Annotated in this window: 1 protein-coding gene; it reads left to right on the forward strand. The window is 60.5% G+C overall.

Translation table 11 applies throughout. From position 1 onward, the window contains the following. The coding region (locus CH289_RS27000; protein WP_094728888.1) for a non-ribosomal peptide synthetase at positions 1–5,106 on the forward strand (5,106 nt) is incomplete at both ends.

Here is a 5,106-nt window from a genome sequence, read left to right on the forward strand (position 1 = left end):
CTCGCTGAACAGCCGACGACGACGTTGCCGGTGCCGAATGCTGACCTCCTCGCGTACATCATCTACACCTCAGGAACGACAGGCACACCCAAAGGCGTCTCGGTCACCCACCGCGGCGTCAATGACCTCATCGCTACCCACATCGCGCGCCTCGCCAATGTCGAGGACCCGACCACCGGCACTCTGGAACCCCACCACCACGTATGGACGCTGTTCCATTCATACGCATTCGACTTCGCGGTCTGGGAGATGTGCGGCGCGCTTCTGCACGGGGGACGGCTGGTCGTGGTTCCCGAAGAGGTTGCCTACTCTCCTTCCGATTTCCATAACCTGCTCGTAAACGAAGAAGTAACGGTGCTGACCCAGACACCGTCGGCGTTGGCACGGCTGTCTCCCGAGGGGCTACCGTCGATCGCGCTACTTCTACTCGGGGGAGAGACGTGCCCAGCCCAGCTAATCGAGCGATGGGTGACGCCTGAGCGAGCCGTGATCAATGCTTATGGCCCGACCGAGTGCACCGTCTACGTTTCGATGACCGAACCGCTAGTCCCTACAGGGGCAGTGCCGATCGGTGCCGCTGGCTCCGGCACTGCGTTGTTTGTGTTGGATTCCGGTTTGCGGCGGGTTCCGATCGGTGTGGTTGGTGAGTTGTATGTCGCGGGGCGGGGTGTGGCACGCGGTTATGTGCGACGGCCGGGCTTGACGGCATCGCGATTCGTCGCGTGTCCGCTCGGCCCTTTGGGTTCGCGGATGTATCGCACCGGCGATCTGGTTCGTTGGAATCACGACGGCGAGCTGGAGTATGTGGGTCGCTCTGACGATCAGGTGAAGATTCGTGGTTACCGCATCGAAATCGGTGAGATCGAATCGGTGCTCCGGACGGCCCCCGGAGTAGGACAGGCTGCGGTCGTCGTCCATGAGGACCACCCAGGGTACAAACGGCTGATCGGCTACGTCGTTCCCCACACAGACTGGGCGGGCGAGTTGGATGGCAACCAATTGCGCCGCTTGACCGACGCGTGGCTGCCCGAATATATGTCGCTTGCGGCGGTCGTGGTCCTCGATGCATTGCCCATGACGAGTAACGGCAAGCTTGACAAAAAGAGGCTTCCGGTACCTCAACTAGGACAATCGAACCAATACCGAGCACCGACTACTCCACTCGAGGAGAGCCTGGTTGACATCTACGCGCGCGTACTGAATGTGGAGAAAGTTGGAGTCGACGATTCGTTCTTCGATCTAGGCGGCGACAGCATCTCGTCCATTCAGGTGGTGTCCCGGGCCCGGCAAGTCGGTTTGTACTGCAAGCCCCGCGACATCCTGGTGGAGCGAACCGTGGCACGACTTGCCCACGCTCTCCAGCTCTCGGTCCCGGAGCAGTCTCTCCTTCGGCCGGCTGAGGCTGGGCCCGTCACGGCAACGCCGATCATGCGGTGGCTGGCATCTCTCACGGCACCGACAGACGAGTTCAACCAAACCATGTTGTTCCAGGGGCCGCAGCAGGCGAAGTACAGCGACGTGGTGTTGTTACTACAGGCATTGGTCGATCGGCACGCCATGCTCCGGTTGCAGGTGGACAACGCCCCGACTGAGGACGCGGACAACTGCATCGTCCTACCAACAGGCTCGATCAGCGCAGCCGACTGTGTAACCCCCGTCGTGGACTTCTCCGATACCACGTTTGCCAATGCCTTGAGCCGTCTTGACCCGCGTCGAGGAGCCATGGTGCATGGGCTGTGGGCTGAGCGCACCCGCCAGCTGTTGCTCATCGTCCACCACCTCGCGGTCGACGCGGTCTCCTGGGGAATCATCCAAAGGGATCTCGCAACGGGTTGGCGCTGCCTCACCGAGCGGCGAGAAATTACCCTGGATGCCAGCGGCACCTCGTTCCGTGAGTGGTCAACGATGTTGGCGCAGTACGCTGCCGAGCGGAAAGTCACTGACCAGCTTCCGCATTGGCAGCGCATTGAAGCCGTTGCCACCCTGCTGCCCAGCCCGCACCCGACTCCTGGTATCTGGCGCGATGTGGAGCATCTGTCGGTCAGCATCGACACGGAGCTAACCGAAGTGCTGGTAACCGACGTGACTGCGGCTCTGCACATCAACGTTCAGGATCTGCTGCTCATCGCACTCGGTTCTGCCCTCGCTGAACAGCACCAGCACTTCGACGTCCCTTTCCGCATCGACGTGGAGAGCCACGGACGTCGCGATGAAATCGGCAGTGGGATCGATTTGACCAACACCGTCGGATGGTTCACCGCAAAGCACCCGGTCGCTTTGAACGTCGTACCCATGGACCGTGACACTGTTCTGACCGGGGGCTCGGACATGGGTATCTGGATAAAGGACGCCAAGGAACAGCTGCGTGCCCACCCCGACGGAATCACCTACGGTCTTCTCAAGTATCTAGGCACCAACAATCTGTCTGGCGTAGATCCCGCCATCGGCTTCAACTACCTCGGCCGGCGCAGCGTGAGCCAGCTCGACGCACCCCTCGAAGATTGGCGGATCCTCGGACCGACTGAATCGCCTGATGCTCGACGCTTTGGTTCCCGCTCGATGCTGTTGCCGCACACAGTCGGCATCAATGCAGCCGTGCTAGCCGAAGGTTCGCAGTCAGAACTACACGTGTCCTGGAGTTGGACGAGCACACAGGTGGATCGCTCCTATATCACCGAGCTGTACGCGCGCTGGTATGACGTTCTAGCTGGAATTGCGGCGTACGTGCAGAACGGCGGCGGAGGACTGACTCCCTCCGACGTCCTGCCGGCGGTGGTCAATCAGCGGCAGATCGATCAACTCGCACAAATCGTGGAACCAGCAGACCTTCTCCCGCTGACTCCGCTTCAAACCGGGCTGCTTTTCCATCGCCGTTCCGGCAGTAATGAACCCGTAGAGCTGTACACCGTGCAACTGGGTATCGAGATTGCTGGCGTACTCGACGTGCCGCGCTTGCGCGAGGCCGCTCATACAGTCGTCGGACGCCACCCCAACCTAATGGCTCGGTTCGTCTCCGAGGGTTTCCCCGAGCCGGTGCAGATCATTCCGACACGCCCAGACATACCGTGGACGGTAGTTAACGGCTACGAGTGCGATCAGAGGCTGCTGGATGCAGAGCTCGCCGCCTGCGGCAACCTCGTAGATGAGGCACCGCTACGGATTCTCCTTCATCAGACTGGGACGAATAAGCACACGCTGGTGCTATCCGTCCATCACATCGTGGTGGACGGTTGGTCAATCCAGATTCTGCTCAAAGAGATGTTCGCCGTCTACGAACGGGAGACTCTGGCACCCGCGCCCACCTTCCGAAATTACGTCGAGTGGCTATCCGCCCAGGACTGGAGCGCGGCGCGGCGGCATTGGCAGAAGCTGCTGGCGGGACTTCAAACGCCGACCTTGTTAGATCCAGGAGATCGCTTCACTGATGCGCGATCGCTGTTGCGAGTCGACCTCCCTATCGACGTCACGCGTTCTGTTGAGCAGTTGGCTCGCTCGCAAAACACGACCATGAACATCGTGCTACAGGCCGCCTGGGGCCGTCTGCTGGGCGCATTGACTGGCAGCGGAGACGTCGTCTTCGGCACTACCGTATCGGGGCGGCCAGCAGAACTGTTCGGCAGCGAGTCGGCGGTGGGCATGTTCATCAACACCGTCCCGGTAAGAGCATCCCTGACCGCGACGACGACCACGGCTGAACTGATCGGCATGCTGCGGGACGACTACCACGATGGGCTAGACCACCAGTTCGTGGCCCTGGCCGATATCCAGCGCGCCGCGGGACATCAACAACTGTTCGACACCCTCTTCGTCTACGAGAACTACCCACTGAGGATGTCCGGCGGGCAGCTCGAGACAAACGGACTGAGCGTACGCATAGCCTCAAGTCGCGAGTTCACTCACTATCCAATCGCCTTACAGATCTGGCCCGGTCCACAGCTGAGGGTGCGGCTGGAATACCGCATGGCGGTCCTCGACGAGCGGTTGGCCAAGCAAATCCTGGTATGGCTCCAGACACTATTGATTGCGATGGCGGCGGGCCCGGATCGTCCTTTGGCTTCGTTCGACATCCTGGGTGAGGATGAGCTGACGCAGCTGGACGTACTGGGTAACAGGTCGGCTGTGACGGAGTCCGTTGCTGGCGTGTCGATTCCGGAGTTGTTCGCCGAGCAGGTGAGGGTGCGGCCGGACGTCATAGCGGTGGTGTTCGAGGGTCGGTCGTGGACGTATCAGGAGTTGGACGACACATCGACGCAGTTGGCTCATTTGTTGGCTGGGCGTGGGGTGGGAGTAGAGGACGTTGTTGCACTGTTGCTGCCACGTTCGGAACACACTGTGATAGCCATACTTTCGGTGCTGAAGCTGGGTTCTGCTTACTTGCCGATCGACATCAACACCCCTGACGAGCGCCTGGCATTCGTTCTACAAGACGCCAAACCAGCAGCAATAGTGACAACGGTAGCGCAATTGCACCGGGTCGATGAGAGCAAAGTGGCAGTCGTGACCCTCGGGGGCAGGGTCACCGTCGAACCTCCCACTGTCACCTTTCCATTCCCCCATCCAGAACTGACGGCCTATGTCATCTACACCTCAGGAACGACAGGCACACCCAAAGGCGTCTCGGTCACCCACCAGAACGTGACGCAACTGTTCACCAGACCCGCACGGACGTCCGAATTGTCGCCAGGACAGGTGTGGTCGATGTTCCATTCGTACTCGTTCGATGTGTCGGTGTGGGAGATGTGGGGCGCTCTGCTGCACGGTGGCCGCTTAGTCATAGCCTCTGAGGACACGGCCAACTCTGCCACCGACTTTCATGACCTACTTGTGAACGAAAGTGTTTCGGTTCTGACCCAGACCCCGTCCGCCCTCGGCCGGCTGTCACCGCAGCGGCTGAGCGCATTGAGGACCATTTTTGTGGGGGGTGAGGCGTGCTCGCCCGAACTTGTCGATCGGTGGGCTTCAGGCCGAGAAATGATCAACTCCTACGGTCCTACCGAAAGCACCGTTTACGCCTCTATGAGTGCGCCCATGAAGCCTGGTCATGGAGCTCCTATCGGTACGCCGGTGCCGGGTGATGCGTTGTTTGTGTTGGATTCCGGTTTGCGG

Origin of the sequence: Rhodococcus sp. RS1C4 (genome assembly GCF_002258225.1) — a bacterium.
GTDB lineage: Bacteria > Actinomycetota > Actinomycetes > Mycobacteriales > Mycobacteriaceae > Rhodococcoides > Rhodococcoides fascians_E.